This is a genomic window from Rhodococcus sp. ACPA1, from assembly GCF_002300195.1.
Classification (GTDB): Bacteria; Actinomycetota; Actinomycetes; order Mycobacteriales; family Mycobacteriaceae; genus Rhodococcus_F; species Rhodococcus_F opacus.
Genome location: NZ_NSDX01000008.1, coordinates 569,672 through 584,231, shown reverse-complemented (window position 1 = coordinate 584,231; position 14,560 = coordinate 569,672). Strand labels below are relative to the sequence as shown.

The window sequence follows — 14,560 nt, the reverse complement described above, 5'->3', positions numbered from 1 at the left end:
TACATCCGCGTCGAAACCGACTGCGCCCGTGAGATTGTCACCGGAATCGACGACCCTGCCCCTCATGATCGTCTTGACGTTCGTCACCGGTGTCGTCGACTCCGTCGGCTACCTCGGGCTGGACCGTGTCTTCGTCGGCAACATGACCGGTAACATCGTCATCCTCGGGATGGGCCTGGCCGGTGCCGACGAACTGCCAGTGCTCGGCCCCGCAATCGCCCTCGTCGCCTTCACCGCAGCCGCATTCGTCGCAGGCTTGGTGCTGCGCACGCAGCCCTCCGGCTGGACGAACCGAGTGAGCATGTGCCTGGCGGCGGGGTCTGCGGCGCTGACCGGATGCACGGTTGCGATCTTCATGATCGACACTTCCGTCAACACCGCTGGGCAACTCGTCATCGCGGCCGCAACCGCCGCCACGATGGGGACACAAGCCGCAGTCGCCCGTAAGGTCGGAGTAAAGGACATGACGACCGTCGTGGTGACTTCCACACTGACCTCACTCGCCAGCGAGTCCTGGATGTCAGGGAGTGGGTCGGCACTGTGGAATCGCCGGATCGGTGCCATCCTCGCAATCCTGGTTGGCGCGGTAGTCGGTGCGATCATATTGCGGCACAGTCACCTCGGCATGGCAATGGCCCTCGCCGCGGCCCTCACAGTCGCGGTCACAGTGACCGGACACATCCGCATCGACCGCCGCTGACGCGGCGCCCTGCGGCCGACGGCGTTTCCAACGTCTGCTCGACATGGATGCACGATTGGCTCACCGTCAATCGCCCGAGTCTGACAGTCGGATCCAACGCTATTGCAACCCGCGATTTTGGTGCACAATTGCCGGTCACAGCACGGAACCATCTCGAGCATCGAGACACCTGCGATCGTGCGCTCCACCCGTCGATCGCCAAGTAGCGCGACGAGTCGATACAACTCGTCGGCTGGTTGCCGCCACCTGGGTGCGCACATCCACTTCCCGTGCATCAGATCACACCCATATATTCTTTCCCGCTTGGCATTTCATGGCAGCGACTCAATGGCGGTCGACTCAGATGGTCGCAAAGGTCAGCAACGGAACCCCAGGCTCCGCGGCACGATTCATCGAACCGAAACCCCGGAGAATGTCGGACTCTCGGGATCATCAGGACCGCGGAGTATTTCGAGAAACTTCCATTCGATGCGCAAGCTCCACGCTTCGAGCTCTCGGATTGTAGCACTGGGCGCCGAGTAGGCGGATGTCGGCATGACCGAAATAGGGCATAGCGCGCATCTTGATACATCGCCCCAAACTAGGGTTGAGCATATTGCTCACTATCGGATTTGAGTCTTGCGCATCTTGCTAACCAATGATTCGCTATCCCCACAACATGCCTATGCGGCAGTCGCCGCGCGTCGGAGGTATCCCGTGATCGACCCCACCATCGCACCCCTACAACTCGTCACCGAGGACGGGCTACGCGTCGACGATCAGGAGCTCGCGCCGCTGGTCGCAGACATCGACACCCAGCGGCTGCTGGATCTGTACGAAGATCTCGTAGTGGTGCGGCGCATCGATTCCGAGGCCACAGCGCTGCAGCGCCAAGGCGAACTCGGCTTGTGGGCACCGCTTCTCGGCCAGGAAGCAGCGCAGGTCGGGTCGGCCCGGGCGCTCGCCGAGGACGACTTCGTCTTCGCGAGCTATCGAGAACACGGGGTCGCGTACTGCCGCGGCGTAGATCCGACGCACATGCTTCGATTCTGGCGAGGGTCAACACATTCGGGATGGAACCCGCTGCAGTACCGGATGACCACTCCGGCGATCATCGTCGGGTGCCAGGCCCTGCATGCCACGGGGTACGCGATGGGCACTCAGCTCGAGGGTGCCACGGCCGCGACGATCACGTACTTCGGTGACGGCGCAACCAGCCAGGGCGACATCTCCGAGGCATTCGGTTTCGCGGCCAGCTTCCAGGCACCGGTCGTCTTCTTCTGCCAGAACAACCAATGGGCGATCTCCGAACCGGTGTCGCTTCAGACGAAGGTGACCATCGCCGAACGGGGTCGCGGTTTCGGGATTCCGTCCGTCCGGGTCGACGGCAACGACGTCCTCGCCGTTCTCGCCGCTACCCGGGACGCCCTCGCGGGCGCGCGAGAGGGCAACGGCCCAATGTTGATCGAAGCGGTTACCTACCGGATGGGTCCGCACACCACTTCCGACGACCCCACCCGCTACCGGAATTCGTCACTCGACGAGGAGTGGAAACTGAAAGATCCACTGGATCGGATCAAGAAGTTGCTCGAGCGAGAAGGTGTGCTTGATGACACCTACCTCGCACGCGTACAGGCTCAAGCTGACGCCACCGCAGCCGAATTGCGCCGTGGTTGCCTCGAGACCGTCGAGCCCACCGCCATGTCCCTGTTCGACCACGTGTACGCCGACCCTCATCCCCTCGTCGACGACGAGCGCCGACAGTTCGAGACCTACCTCGCCAGCTTCGAAGGACCAACACGATGACCACCACACTCCCCTTGGGTAAGGCTCTCAACGCCGGTTTGCGGCGCGCCATGGAGGACGACCCGAAGGTTCTGCTCATGGGTGAGGACATCGGACAGCTCGGCGGCGTCTTTCGGATCACCGAGGGTCTGCAGAAAGACTTCGGCCCACATCGGGTCATCGACACTCCGCTTGCTGAATCAGGGATCCTGGGCACCGCAATCGGTCTGGCGGTGCGCGGCTTCCGTCCCGTCTGTGAGATCCAGTTCGACGGTTTCATCTACCCGGCGTTCGATCAGATCGTCTCTCAGGTCGCCAAGCTGCATTATCGGACCGGCGGCAATGTCAAGGTCCCGATCACCATCCGCGTCCCCTACGGCGGGGGTATCGGAGCTATCGAGCATCACTCTGAGTCACCGGAGGGCTACTTCGCCCAGACCGCCGGTCTGCGCGTGGTCACCTGCGGCAACGCCGCCGACGCGCATCTGATGATTCAGCAGGCGATCGCCTCGGATGATCCGGTGCTGTTCTTCGAACCCAAGCGACGGTACTGGGAGAAGGGCCCGGTCGACCTCGACGCCGGTCCGGATGCCTTCCCGCTGCACAAGGCTCGGACTGTGGTGGAAGGTACCGATGCCACGCTGCTGGCGTACGGCCCGCTGGTGACGACAGCGGTGCAGGCCGCGACGGTGGCGGCGGAGGAAGGAACGTCGCTGGAGGTCATCGACCTGCGTTCGCTCTCGCCTCTCGACATGGACACGATCGAGGCTTCGGTACGGAAGACCGGACGGCTGATCGTCACCCACGAAGCGCCGGTGTTCCTCGGAATCGGAGCCGAGATCGCGGCGCGAGTGACCGAACGGTGCTTCTACCACCTCGAGTCCCCGGTCCTGAGGGTCGGCGGGTTCACCCTCCCCTATCCGCCCGCGAAACTCGAGCAATTCTTCCTGCCCGATGTCGACCGGATCCTCGACGCCGTCGACAGATCGATTGCCGCGTAGCGCACCAGAACGGAACCACACCATGCCTGAAGTAAGAAGTTTCCTGCTGCCCGATCTCGGGGAGGGGCTGACCGATGCGGAACTGATCTCCTGGTTCGTGGCCGTCGGGGACACCGTCGAGCTCAATCAGATCATCGCGGAGGTCGAAACGGCCAAGGCCTCTGTGGAGCTTCCGTCCCCGTACGCCGGTACGGTGACCGCCCTGCACGCCGCGGCGGGAGCAACCGTCGACGTCGGCACCGCGATCATCGACATCGACACCGGCGAAGACCCCGCCGCACCGGCAACCCCCGCCGCACCGCAAACCTCCGCTGCCGCGCAGGCGGAGACGGGCACGCCGGAGCGCATCCCCGTCCTGGTCGGTTACGGGGTGGCCGGTGACGGCGGTAGCCGACGGCGTTCGCGCCCCGCGGCTGCCGACACTGCAAAGGACCGAAGCGATGCGGCGGGTGGGTCGTCAGCGGAGGCACGTCCGCTCGCCAAACCACCGGTGCGGTTCTACGCGCAGCAGCAGGGCGTGGACCTCGCTGAGGTCCCCGCCACGGGCCCGCACGGTGACGTCACCCGTGATGACGTCACCGATTACCTGGCGGCGCGTCAGGCATCGGAGACCTCACCGGAGTCGTTCTCGACCCCGCCTGTCGTCGCCGGGAGCACCCTCGGCGACGAAACCCGAGTCGCGATCAAGGGGGTCCGCAAGCACACCGCAGCCGCGATGGTCACCAGTGCGTTCACCGCGCCGCACGTCACCGAGTTCGTCACTGTGGATGTCACCCCAACGCTCGAGCTCCTCGACAGATTGCGTGCGCACCGACGATTCACCGATGTGCGGCTGACCCCGCTGGCGTTGATCGCCAAGGCGCTGCTCATCGCCCTTCGGCGGAACCCCAGCCTGAACTCGCACTGGGACGACGAAGCCCAGGAGATCGTGACCAAACACTATGTCAACTTGGGGATCGCGGCCGCCACGCCCCGGGGCCTCATGGTTCCCAACATCAAGCACGCGCACCGGCTGGGTCTGCGTGAGCTTGCCGACGCGTTGGTCGACCTCACTCGCACGGCCAAGGAAGGCAAGACCAGACCTGCGGATCTTGCCGGCGGCACCATCACAATCACCAATGTCGGAGTCTTCGGCGTCGACGCAGGCACACCGATTCTCAACCCCGGCGAAGCGGCGATCCTGTGCTTCGGAGCCATTCGCAACCAACCCTGGGAATTCGAGGGCGACATCGCTCTGCGCTCGGTGACCACGTTGAGCCTGTCCTTCGACCACCGGCTGGTCGACGGAGAGCAAGGGTCGAAATTCCTCGCCGACATCGGCCGCATCCTGTCTGATCCGCTCGAACTCGTCGCGCTCGGATGAGCACCATCGATGAGACCCTGACACGGAGAAGGCACATGCACACCCACAACCACGGTGCGCTCGGGTTCGCCGAGCGGCAGATCGGTCGCCTGATCACCGTTCACCGGCGGCGAGACGGATGGCGCTGCGGCCAACCGGGACGCGTCACGATGGTCGCCCCATCACAGGGGCGACCGTGCTGGCTCGTCGAGTATCCCGACGGAGCCCACGATGTCGTACCCGTCGCGGACCCCGGTTACCACTACACCCTGCACTAGGCACTTGCGACAACTACCCGAACGCTGTCGCTAGAGAGGAGATCAGCGATGACTCGGACACCGGACCTCGTCGTCCTCGGAGGTGGGTCGGGTGGTTACGCCTGCGCGTTCCGAGCCGCCCAGCTCGGTCTGTCCGTCACCCTCGTGGAGAAGGACAAAGTCGGTGGAACCTGCCTGCACCGCGGATGCATACCCACCAAAGCACTCGTGCACGCGGCCGAAGTCGCCGACACCGTGCGCGACGGCCATCGGTACGGGGTGCGTGGCACTTTCGACGGTATCGATAGCGACCAGGTGCACAACTACAAGGACGGCGTCGTCGCCAAGCTGTACAAGGGTCTGCAGGGACTCGTCACACACCACGGCATCGAGGTCGTCACCGGCCACGGCCGCTACGTAGGCAACCGCACCGTCGACGTCGACGGCGAGAAGATCACCGGCAAATCGGTGGTCCTCGCGACCGGGTCGTACGCACGCAGTCTTCCCGGCCTCGAGATCGGCGGCCGCATCGTCACCAGCGACCAAGCCCTCACACGGAAAGAGATCCCGCAACGCGTAGCGATCCTCGGCGGTGGTGTCATCGGCGTCGAGTTCGCCAGCGTGTGGTCATCATTCGGGTCGCAGGTGACGATCATCGAAGCGCTCCCTCGGTTGGTCGCCGCCGAAGACGAGTGGACCTCGAAACAGCTGACCCGGGCGTTCCGGAAGCGGGGCATCACGACCATGACGTCGACGAAGTTCGTCGAGGCCACCGAGATCGGCGAGACCGTGTCGATCACACTCGACTCGGGCGAGACGATCGAAACCGACCTGCTCATGGTGGCGGTCGGACGCGGCCCGCGCACCGCCGACAGCGGTGTCGACGAAGCCGGCGTGGCACTCGATCGGGGCTTCGTCGTCGTCGACGAATACCTACGCACCAACCACGACGGCGTCTACGCGGTCGGCGACATTGTCCCCGGACTTCAGCTCGCCCACCACGGTTTTCAGCAAGGTCTGTTCGTCGCAGAACACATTTCCGGCCGCAATCCCACCCGAATCGAAGAAACGGCCATACCGCGGGTCACCTACACCAACCCGGAGATCGCGTCGGTCGGATTAACCGAGCCCGGCGCACGCGAGAAGTACGGCGAGGTCTCCACGATCGTCTACGACCTCGCCGGAAACGGGAAAGCCAAATTCTCGGCACCACCGGTGGCATCAAGGTCATCCGCGCCGGCGCCGAGTCCACCGACGGGCCGGTCGTCGGAGTGCACATGGTCGGCGCGCGGGTGAGCGAGTTGATCAGCGAAGCCCAGCTGATCGTCGCCTGGGGCGCCCATCCCCAGGAAGTCGCCCAACTCGTACACGCCCACCCCACCCAGGCGGAGGCACTCGGCGAAGCACATCTGGCCCTTGCCGGACAACCCCTGCACGCGCACGGCTGACCACGCCCCTCCCTGCACCGTCACCACGAGAAGGAACACGAGATGACACTCACCACCGATGCCCCCGTGGCGACCACCGAGGACAACACCGTCTTCGGTCGCGCCGACGCAATACCGGGGCTTCCCCACGAACAAGTCGTCTTCTGCGAAGACGCCGCCACCGGACTGCGGGCGATCATCGGCATACATTCGACAGTCCTCGGTCCCGCGCTCGGCGGCACCCGCTTCTACCCGTATCCCGACCAGAGCAGCGCGCTGACCGACGTCCTGCGCCTGTCGAGAGGGATGACATACAAGGCGGCGATCGCGGGAGTCGCGCTCGGCGGCGGCAAGGCGGTCATTATCGGCGACCCGGAGCAGACGAAAACCCCCGAACTATTGCGCGCATACGGCCGCTTCATCGACACCCTCGGTGGGCGGTACATCTCCGCCGGCGACGTCGGCACCAACACCGACGATCTCGATGTGATCGGTGAGGCGACCGATCACGTCGTCGGACGCTCCACCGCTGCCGGCGGATCCGGCAACAGCGGCCCCATGACTGCCCTCGGTGTCTACCAAGCCCTGCGCGCAGCTGCCGCCACAGCTTGGGGAAAGCCTGTGTTGTCGGGTCGGACCGTGGGCGTCGAGGGCGTGGGCAAGGTCGGCTCCGAGTTGATCTCACTCCTTCTCGCAGACGGAGCACGCGTCATCGCCGCCGATGTGCACGATGCCTCCCTCACCCGCGTCGTCGAACGTTTTCCCGACATCTCCATCACGCACGACATCCTCGGCGAGCGGATCGACGTCTACGCGCCGTGCGCCATGGGCGGCACGCTCACCACGGAGACCGTGCCACGGCTGACCGCATCCATCGTCTGCGGGGCGGCCAACAACCAACTGTGGACCCCTGACGTAGGCCGGCAACTTCATGACCGGGACGTGCTGTGGGTCCCCGACTACGTCGCCAACGCCGGAGGCCTCATCCAGGTAGCCGGCGAACGAGAAGGCGCGACTACCGACTGGATAAGTGACCGAGTCGAACGCATCTACGACACCGTCATCGCCATCCTCGACAGGTCGAAAGCGGAGTCGATCACCCCCGGACAGGCAGCCGACAGCATCGCGGAAGCACGTCTGTCCTCCGCCCGGCTCACGTAGAGCCTGAGCCACCGGCTCGGCCGGTGCCCTGTGCCCGCTGCCACCCGATGGCAGCGAGCGTACCCCGTGCGTTCTGGCTCCCGCCCGGGATGCGGGCGGCCCCGTCGTCTATCCGGCAGCGACGGGGCCGCCAATTACCCATTGGGCGTGGAATTTTTACTCCATTCCGGAGATCCAACTCGCCGCGTTGCCTCCCAGCTTTGCCGACGGGGAATCCACCCCAGCCACTCCGGAACCCGATTCGGGCTTGCGCCGCACCCCGTTCGGCCACCGATACCGACCGAAGCCCTCCCTGCTCCACTGCGGCGAGGTCAGCAAGTACCGGTGGAGGGAAACTGGCTCCCCTCGATTCAGCGCCGTCACGACGACCGCCATCTGCAAAGGAGCCGAGAGCTATCGGTGAATCATGTTCTCCAATAATCTATTTAGCATTCTTGCCGGTGGTCACCGCACTTCGAGGCCTGCATCCGCGTATGCGGTCCGTGCGTAGTCTGTTGTCAATGCAGTGATCAGGGCCGTTGCATTGCGGTCGCCGACGGCGTGGGTGCCGAGTGCTGCCGAGAATTCGGTGTAATGCTGAACCGATTCGGGGAGGGGTCCGACGATCTGGACCTCGGGGACGAACCTGAGCTCGCTGAGTTGCTGGATGGCCAGATCAGCGCGTCCATCGACCACCGCAAGAGCGGTGAAGCCCTTTTCGACGATGGTGGCGCGGGAGTTGACCTCGTCGGAAATACCGAGAGCGAGGAGGAGTTCTGCGAAGTAGACGCCGCTTGCTCCGGTACGGGAGTATGCAACTGAGCGTGCCTGTTTGAGTGTCGACGCGAGTGCTTCCGGGCTACTGATGTCGGGTGTTGGTGTTTCGGGGGGAACTGCGAGTCCGACGCCGGTTCGAGCGATGGATTTGCGACTCAGCCCGTCGATAATGCCGGCACTGACGAGGCTGTCGAACGACGATGACACACCGATCATCACGTCCGGTCGAGCACCGCTTTCGATCTTGTCCAGCAGCACGTTCGTGGGATCGAATGTCGATTCGGCGCGCGCGCCCGAGTCCCGTTCGTAACGAGGGAGAATGGTGAAGTCGAGTGCGCCCTTCACTGCGAGAGTACTGAAGAGGGACACACGGTTGTCGTGGGGGGTGCTCATGCCTGATCGTCCTATCGGGTGGAGGCGAGTGCATCACGTTGTTGTGTTGTGAGTGGGCGTGTGTTCATTCCCCGTAACAGGAGGAAGAGCTTGGATGTCTCTTCGAGTTCCTCGATCGCGTCGAGCGCTGATACGACGGTGTCTCCCGCGACAATCGGGCCGTGATTGCTCAGTAGCAATGCGTGGTGGGTGATGGCCGCGTGTTCGGCCGTTTCTTCGAGTCCGTCGTCGCCTGGGGCGTAGTAGGGAAGCAGGGGAAGTTTCCCGACGCGCATCGCGAAGTATGCGGTCAGGGGCGGCAGCACGTCGGCGGGGTCGATATCGACCAGGCACGACACTGCACCCGCATACGTCGAGTGGGTGTGTACAACGGCGTTTGACTGTGGACGCGCGCGCAGGATCGCAGCGTGCAGGAACGCTTCCTTCGACGGCCGTGTGCCGCCGAGGTGTTTTCCTGCCGCGTCGATGATGGACAACTCATCGGGTTCGACGGTTCCGAGGCTACTGCCGGTGGGAGTGACGAGGATGTTCTCGCCAGCGCGGACCGAGATGTTTCCGGTGCTGCCGTGAGTCAGTGATCGTGTGAAGATCGATCTGGCCGCCGCTATTACCTGGGCGCGCTCGTCCTCGAAATGGGTCATGCGAGATCCGATCGATGGGCCGACGCGTCGGCGAGCAGTTCAGGGCCTCCGAAGTTCCCTGATTTGAGCAGCAGGGCGATTCGGTGTCCCGATGTTGTCAAAATCCATGGCACGCCCGGTGCGGCCTCGGATCCGATGAGCCCTCCGCTGACGTCGAGTGCGGTCACGATCGCTCCGGAGGTCTCGCCGCCGGCGGCGACGATTCGGGTGACGCCGCGTTCGACCAGTCCGATGGCTATTCGGCCCGTGGCGTTTTCGAGGACCGCGGCCGATTCCGCGATCCCGAGAGCGTCTTGGACGCGTTTGAGCTCGACCGGATTCAGTGACGAGTAAATCAACGGAGCGTCGCTGGTGGTGAGAGCGTCGTACCAGGCGAGTGCGTCGGCGGCCAGGGTTTCTGGGTTGTCGTCGACCATCGCGTCGAGCTGGTACCAAGGGCGTCCCTGTCCTTTCATTACGGCGATCTGTTCGAGTGTTCGCGCCGAGCAGCTGCCGGCGAGGACGGCTGCTCGACCTTCGCGGTCGGCACCTGCCTGAGCAGGGGTCGTGTTGCCGACGAGCGTCGAGTTGGCGGCCGCGACTGCCGCCGCTAGACCTCCCGCCAGGCCTGCTGCGCCGGCTGTCAGCGATGATCCTTGGATGGCACGACCAATCGCCTGAAGGTCCTGTTGGTCGACAGCATCGACGAGAATGTATTTTTCAGCACGTGTTTCGGCTGCGGCGATGGCTGCCGTAATGGAGTCGGTACCCTCCTTGACCGTCGCATGGGGGATGAGTCCGACTGTTGCGTCCGTCTGAGTACGTAGCAAGCGAGGGAGGTACGAGTCGGTCATCGGCGTGACCGGGTGGTTACGCATGTGTGAATCGGATAGCAGGAGCATGTCGACGAAAAGGTATCCCTGGTACTGCGTTCGCAGGTGTTCAGGAGAGCTAGGTGTCGTTATCACCGTGGCCGCGCCGATGGCGTCGGTGAGAGCGTCCAGTACCGGGCCGATGTTGCCGTCTGGTGTCGAATCGAATGTGGAGCAGTATTTGAAGTAGATTTGGTCGGCACCGTGTTCGCGCAACCACCGTAATGCATCCAGTGACTGCTGCACGGCCTCCGGCGCGGGGGTCATCCTGCTCTTGAGTGCGATGACGACGGCATCGCTGGGCGACCGCTCGACGTCGTCGGGCGGTACACCGAAGAAGATGTGCGTTCTCAGTCCTTCGCGACGGAAGGCCACGGCGACGTCGGTGCCCCCGGTGAAGTCGTCTGCGATGGCGCCAATCATGCTGTCTCGCTGGTGTAGTCGAGTCGCGTCCGGAGCAGGTTTGCCGCGGTGACCGGACCGGATACAACCGGTATGCCCAGCCTTTCGGAGAGTGCGGACGCAACGGGTGCCAGGGAGTACTGAGCAAGCAGTATCGCGTCGATGCGATCGGTGAATGTCACGCAGGTCTCGGTCAGCGCGGTGAGTAGCGAGTGTTGGTCGCCGTCCCGGGTGGCCTCGTGCGCCGCGGGGGCGTAGGCGCCGAGGATCTTGATAGTCTTCGACTGCGCGGCCACGAAATCTGCGAATCGTTTCTCCGTGTCGAGTAGTGCGGCTTCGAAGGACGCGACAACGAGAATGCGGTCGAATCCGCCGTCTACAGCGGCGGCGAACGCGGCATCATCGGGCGCGAGAACGGGCACGGGTGCAGGGTAGGTGCGCGCGATCGGTCCGTACATGGAGCACGTGAGCAGGACTGCGTCGGCGCCTTCGGTGACGGCGTGGTCGATGAGTCGGAACATTCTCTGCGCCAGTGGACCTACAACGCCGCCGTGTTCATCGGCTTCCGTCAGCAACCGGTCGTCGAGGATGTTCCACACCACCGCTTCGGGAAAATCCTCGGTCAAACCTTCTACTGCGGGCGCTATGGCCGCGGGCGTTGCGCTGATCAGAGCTACCAGCGGTCTGTCAGTGTGTCTTGAAGTCATCTCTGTTCATTCGCATCGACGTAGATGGGATCGAAACCTGTCCGGGGGGTGAAAGTTTCGAGCGCGTTACGTTTGAAAAATTCTCGATTTCCCCTTGCGCTTACCTGAAATATACGAGAAGTATATGAGATCGGCAAGGGGCTGAACCTGCACGCAGAACGTGCACGACGAGAGGAGACGTCATGGGCGGACAATCGACCGTGTCCAAGACGAGCAACGCACGAAGAGTTATGTACAGGGCGTACGCAGCAAGTGCTACCGGTACAGCGCTGGAGTGGTACGACTTCGCCATCTACTCGGTGGCTGCCGCTCTGGTCTTTCCAGAAGTTTTCTTCCCTAACAGTGACCCCACTGCGGGCACCCTTCTTGCGTTCTCGACCTACGCCGTGGGTTACATCTCGAGGCCCGTAGGAGGCTTCGTCTTCGGGCGCCTCGGCGATGTAATTGGGCGAAAGCACTTGCTGGTCGTCACATTGATTATCATCGGAGCCACTACCTTCCTGATCGGATTGCTGCCCGGTTACGCGACTCTCGGCATCGCGGCACCAATCGCGCTCGTCGTGTTGCGGTTCGCCCAGGGTGTCGCAGTGGGTGGTGAGTGGGGTGGAGCGGTATTGCTGTCCAGCGAATACGGCAACCCGAAACGTCGTGGACTTCTGGCCTCGGCCGCGCAGGTCGGAACTCCGATCGGCAACCTCATGGCCAACGGTGTGCTCGCTCTATTGGCGGTTGTCCTGACCGACGAACAATTCACGTCGTGGGGATGGCGAGTTGCGTTCCTGCTGTCCGCCGTCCTCGTCGGCTTCGGTCTCTGGATACGCATGAAGCTGGAAGACACTCCGGTGTTCCAAGCGCTGAGCGAAAGCGGAGAGCGCCCGGAAGCGCCGGTCGCGGAAGTTTTCGGCACGGAGCGACGTGCACTGGTGGCTGGAATACTCACGCGAATCTGCCCAGATATCACGTTCGCGTTGTTCTCGGTCTTTTCGATCACATACGGAGTTCAGAAGCTGGGCTTCAGTCGCAGCGAGGTGCTGGTGGCCGTGATGGTGGGCTCTGCTGCGCAAATCGTGTTCACACCCGCTGCAGGCGCGCTATCCGACCGCGTCAACCGCAGACTGATGTTCGGAGTCGCGACCGGCGGCGCGTTCGTGTGGTCGATCGCGTTCTTCGTGATCGTGCAGGACGGCTCACTGCTCCTCATGATTGTGGGTGTCGTCGGCGGCTTGGCCTTCCATTCACTTATGTACGGCCCGCAGGCTGCGTTCATTTCAGAACAGTTCAGTGTCCGGCTTCGCGCCACCGGATCCTCCTTGGTGTTTAGCTTGTCCGGAATCGTGGGCGGCGCGCTGGCGCCTCTCATCTTCACGTATCTGTTCACCCGAACCGGCAGCTGGGATTTGATCCCGGTCTACATCGGCATCGCCGCTGCATGCACCATCACCGGTCTCGCCATCGGCAGAAACCCCGACCGCGAAGAAGAAAGTCACTATTCTCCGCTGGAGAGAGAACCTGAGGGCTTTGCTGGGCGAGTCGAGGCATTCGAATGACCTCTGTCGCGCCGGCGTTTCGGTTCGCTGCGAACCTCAAGTGGCTGTTCACGGAACTCCCCTTCGAGCAGCGCTTCACTGCCGCCGCCGACGCCGGGTTCACCGGAGTCGAGTACGCATCTCCGTACGAGTACTCGCCGAAGGAACTCACGAAATACTTGGCCGACTCAGGCCTCGAGCAGGTGCTGATCAATACTCCGGACCCGAACCTGCCGTACGGCACCGCATGCACTCCTGACGCCAGGCGAGTGTTCCGGACAGACTTTTCGACGGCGTTGGACTACGGGGTCGAATTGGGCACCGGCATCATCCATGTCAGGGCCGGCGTTCGTAGGCCTGATATATCGAAAGATTCCGCGATAGCGACCTATGCCGAGAATCTCGCCTGGGCGGTGGAGCGGTCAGCGTCGACGGACATCACGCTCGTCATCGAGTTGATCTCTCAGCAAGAATCCCCGGGATTCGTACTCGAATCGCTCGACGAGACAGCGGCAATAGTGAACGCAGTCGGACACCCCCGAGTGGGTATTCTCTTCGACGTCTACCACTGCCGAACAGACGGCGGCGACGTCGTCGACGACCTGACGCGGATGATGCCCTTCGTCGCGCATGTACAGATCGCCGACAGCCCGGGGAGATCCGAACCCGGAACGGGCTCCATCCCATGGGTCTGCGTGTTCGAGCAACTACGCCGGCTGCAGTATCAAGGGTGGATCGGATGTGAATACGCGCCCAGCCACGACACCGTCGAAGGCCTGGTGTGGCGAGAGGCCTTCACAGCGTGACGACGGTAATCGACAGCAGGCGCGTGGGCCTTAGGACTTCGGAACGAGAAGGTCGTCCGTCCGTATGTCGATGTCGAAAGGCTGGACCGTTCCGGTCTTCAGTATCTGAATCAACCGGTCCTGCGTCTTGGTCGCGTGAGCCGGGCACAGCGTGCGAAGCGCGTCGCGATCGCCGCGGCGGACCGCGTCGATGATGGCCTCGTGTTCGCTGAGGTTCTCGTCGAATCGTGCTTCGTGCAGTTCCGAGTCTGCGGCTTCCAGTTGGTAGAGAAGCACGTTGAGACGGCGGACGTGTCGGTGGGTCGAATGCGCGAAGTCGTAGATGAAGCTGTTGTCGATGGTGCGGTGCATTCTCAGGTGGAACCGCTGATTCAGTTCGGTGATCTCCAAGTACTGGCGCTGGTTCACCTTTTCGCGATACTCGGCCTGAATGGCAGTCAGATCGGGCACCAGCGCCGCGTCGTCGAATCGGCACAGGTTTCCCACGACGGTCTCCGCCAACTGATGGGCGGTGACGATCTCGCGGATCTCTGCGAGGTCGAGTTTGCGAACGAAGGTGCCGCCTCGATTCGGAGCGATCTTGACGAATCCTTCGGCGGCCAGTCGATTGATCGCCTCGCGCGCGGGGGTACGGCCGAAGCCGTAATTGCTCAGGAGCAATCTCTCGTCGATTCGACTCCCCGGTGCAAGTTCCAGGTCGATGATGAGTGATCGGATTCTCTCGACAACGCTGTCGGTCTGAGACGCAGACGAGGACTCGCCATCCGTCAGTTGATTCGTCATTTCGCTCCCCCGTCCGAGGATAGACATTGGGCTACTGGGTCAA

13 protein-coding genes and 1 pseudogene are annotated in these 14,560 nt (G+C 63.2%); 9 read left to right on the top strand and 5 right to left on the bottom strand.

Annotation, left to right across the window (positions count from 1 at the left end; translation table 11 throughout):
* Nucleotides 1–28: 28 nt before the first annotated feature.
* From CJ177_RS35740 to CJ177_RS35710, 7 genes and pseudogenes are all read left to right on the top strand, one after another.
* Complete coding sequence (locus CJ177_RS35740; RefSeq protein ID WP_257014839.1) at nt 29–700, top strand: YoaK family protein; 672 nt, start codon at nt 29–31, stop codon at nt 698–700.
* Nucleotides 701–1,411: 711 nt separating this feature from the next.
* Nucleotides 1,412–2,485, top strand: coding sequence for a pyruvate dehydrogenase (acetyl-transferring) E1 component subunit alpha (pdhA, locus tag CJ177_RS35735; protein ID WP_095870014.1), 1,074 nt, complete (start codon nt 1,412–1,414; stop codon nt 2,483–2,485).
* Complete coding sequence (locus CJ177_RS35730; protein ID WP_095869956.1) at nt 2,482–3,465, top strand: alpha-ketoacid dehydrogenase subunit beta; 984 nt, start codon at nt 2,482–2,484, stop codon at nt 3,463–3,465. Before pdhA ends, CJ177_RS35730 begins: the two co-directional genes overlap by 4 nt.
* Before the next feature lie 22 nt (nt 3,466–3,487).
* Nucleotides 3,488–4,828 (top strand): dihydrolipoamide acetyltransferase family protein, encoded by a 1,341-nt coding sequence (locus CJ177_RS35725; RefSeq protein ID WP_095869955.1) that lies wholly within the window; start codon nt 3,488–3,490, stop codon nt 4,826–4,828.
* 35 nt (nt 4,829–4,863) lie between these two features.
* The gene (locus CJ177_RS35720; RefSeq protein ID WP_143548769.1) at nt 4,864–5,085 is read left to right on the top strand and encodes a hypothetical protein; all 222 of its coding nucleotides are present in this window, start codon (nt 4,864–4,866) and stop codon (nt 5,083–5,085) included.
* 48 nt (nt 5,086–5,133) lie between these two features.
* Nucleotides 5,134–6,512 (top strand): annotated as a pseudogene (gene lpdA / locus CJ177_RS35715) (dihydrolipoyl dehydrogenase).
* A 42-nt stretch (nt 6,513–6,554) separates the two neighbouring features.
* Nucleotides 6,555–7,652, top strand: coding sequence for a Glu/Leu/Phe/Val dehydrogenase (locus CJ177_RS35710; protein ID WP_095869953.1), 1,098 nt, complete (start codon nt 6,555–6,557; stop codon nt 7,650–7,652).
* A gap of 444 nt (nt 7,653–8,096) precedes the next feature.
* Here CJ177_RS35710 and CJ177_RS35705 read toward each other — a convergent pair whose 3' ends face one another.
* The 4 genes from CJ177_RS35705 to CJ177_RS35690 are packed head-to-tail and all read right to left on the bottom strand — an operon-like array spanning nt 8,097 to nt 11,321.
* A complete protein-coding gene (locus CJ177_RS35705; RefSeq protein ID WP_095869952.1) occupies nt 8,097–8,801 on the bottom strand; it encodes a substrate-binding domain-containing protein in 705 nt (234 codons plus the stop codon).
* 11 nt (nt 8,802–8,812) lie between these two features.
* Nucleotides 8,813–9,442, bottom strand: coding sequence for a 3-oxo-tetronate 4-phosphate decarboxylase (gene otnC, locus CJ177_RS35700; RefSeq protein ID WP_095869951.1), 630 nt, complete (start codon nt 9,440–9,442; stop codon nt 8,813–8,815).
* Nucleotides 9,439–10,716 carry a 3-oxo-tetronate kinase gene (otnK, locus tag CJ177_RS35695; RefSeq protein WP_095869950.1) on the bottom strand — a complete coding sequence of 426 codons (1,278 nt, stop codon included), beginning with the start codon at nt 10,714–10,716 and terminating at the stop codon, nt 9,439–9,441. Before otnK ends, otnC begins: the two co-directional genes overlap by 4 nt.
* The gene (locus CJ177_RS35690; RefSeq protein ID WP_218835165.1) at nt 10,713–11,321 is read right to left on the bottom strand and encodes a hypothetical protein; all 609 of its coding nucleotides are present in this window, start codon (nt 11,319–11,321) and stop codon (nt 10,713–10,715) included. The genes otnK and CJ177_RS35690 overlap by 4 nt, the downstream gene beginning before the upstream one ends.
* Nucleotides 11,322–11,584: 263 nt before the next feature.
* On the opposite strand from CJ177_RS35690, the gene CJ177_RS35685 reads away from it, so the two are divergent.
* Both CJ177_RS35685 and CJ177_RS35680 read left to right on the top strand, forming a co-directional pair.
* Nucleotides 11,585–12,949: an MFS transporter gene (locus tag CJ177_RS35685; protein ID WP_095869948.1), complete on the top strand. Its 1,365-nt coding sequence runs from the start codon at nt 11,585–11,587 to the stop codon at nt 12,947–12,949.
* A complete protein-coding gene (locus tag CJ177_RS35680) occupies nt 12,946–13,734 on the top strand; it encodes a hydroxypyruvate isomerase family protein (protein WP_095869947.1) in 789 nt (262 codons plus the stop codon). The genes CJ177_RS35685 and CJ177_RS35680 overlap by 4 nt, the downstream gene beginning before the upstream one ends.
* A 30-nt stretch (nt 13,735–13,764) precedes the next feature.
* Here CJ177_RS35680 and CJ177_RS35675 read toward each other — a convergent pair whose 3' ends face one another.
* Nucleotides 13,765–14,517: a GntR family transcriptional regulator gene (locus CJ177_RS35675; RefSeq protein ID WP_179443370.1), complete on the bottom strand. Its 753-nt coding sequence runs from the start codon at nt 14,515–14,517 to the stop codon at nt 13,765–13,767.
* Nucleotides 14,518–14,560 lie beyond the last annotated feature (43 nt).